This is a genomic window from Algibacter sp. 2305UL17-15, assembly GCF_040720935.1.
Taxonomy (GTDB): Bacteria; Bacteroidota; Bacteroidia; order Flavobacteriales; family Flavobacteriaceae; genus Jejuia.
Map to the genome: position 1 here is coordinate 1 of NZ_JBFDAE010000037.1, position 1,456 is coordinate 1,456.

Below are 1,456 nucleotides of genomic sequence, written 5' to 3' on the forward strand. Positions count from 1 at the left end.
CGCTAGTGCTCGTTCAATGTCATTAAGTTAAGCTTCTATTTGTTTGATATTCAGTATTTTACATTTGTATTTGTGATGTCTTTTTCGTATATTATACTGGTAATCAAATATTTATAACCTTGAAAAAAAACGGCTATTTCTATTTTAGAAAAATTAAAAGTAGAATTATTTAGTGAAAGCTTAAAGCACAAATTTCGAGTATCTAAAAACGACTTTACAAGAACTAGAAAGCAACAATTTTCATGTATCTTGTTATTCATGTTGAATATGTTGCGTAAGAGCCTGTCTTTAGAGATTGAAAACTTTGTGAGTTTTCTAAAATTAAAAACACATCAAAAATTTACCAAAAGTGCTTTTGTTCAAGCCAGAATGAAAATTTCCCCAGAAGTTTTTGAGCACCTCTCCCAAACCCTAACAAATGAATTTTATACTGACAACCAGTTGGGGGTTAAGCTATGGAAAGGGTTTAGGCTTTTAGCTGTAGACGGTTCCCGCATTACCTTGCCAATAACAAAAGAGCTGAAGCAAACCTATGGAGAGACTAAAAACAATACTAAAACCACTTTAGTTCAAGCAAGGTGTTCTGTCTTATATGATATTGAGAACAACTATGTTCTAGACGGTACACTAGCGCCTTTAAAAAAGGGAGAGCGAGAACTGGCAATTTCGCACCTATCAAACTGTAAAAAAGGAGATTTACTTATTTACGACAGAGGTTACCCATCCTACGATTTTATACATCAACACATAGAGCGCAATCTAGATTATTTAATACGTGTGAAAATTAGTTTCAGTCAACTTATCATTGATTTTGAAAAAAGCAAAAAGAGGTCTTTAATTGTAGATATTTATCCAGGTAAAAACACAAAACTATCTGATAAAACATATGATAAGAATACACCAATCCAACTTAGGCTGATTAGAGTAGAACTAGCCAAAGGTCAGGTTGAAGTTCTGATGAGCTCATTACTAGATAGCAAAACCTACCCAAGTTCTATTTTTAAAAAACTTTATGCCAAAAGATGGGGCGTTGAAACCTTTTACGATGAATTAAAAAACAAATTGAAGGTTGAACATTTTTCAGGATACTCAAATCGAAGCATACTACAAGATTTTTATGCGGCTTTATTTATCAGTAACATACAAACTCTAATAGTCAATGAGATAAATGATGAAAAACAAAACAACAGTAAGAAACGTAAATATCAATATAAAGTAAACACTAATCTGTCTTACGGCTTTTTAAAGAATAGAGTCTTAGAGTTATTCTTTACAGAAAAGTCTATGGAAAAGGTAATTTATGAACTTAAAGTACTTTATAAAGAAAATCAAGTTCCAATAAGACCAAACAGGTCTTTTGAACGAAATACAGGAAAATATCGCACTCGAATTAAGCCTAAAATAACTAAAAATCAAAAAGATAGCATTTGAAAAGGTCTTAACTTAATGACATTGA

At 31.5% G+C, this 1,456-nt stretch carries 1 protein-coding gene; it reads left to right on the forward strand.

Annotation, left to right across the window (positions count from 1 at the left end; translation table 11 throughout):
- Nucleotides 1-141: 141 nt before the first annotated feature.
- Complete coding sequence (locus ABXQ82_RS18725; RefSeq protein WP_367063327.1) at nt 142-1,431, forward strand: IS4 family transposase; 1,290 nt, start codon at nt 142-144, stop codon at nt 1,429-1,431.
- Nucleotides 1,432-1,456: the final 25 nt, after the last annotated feature.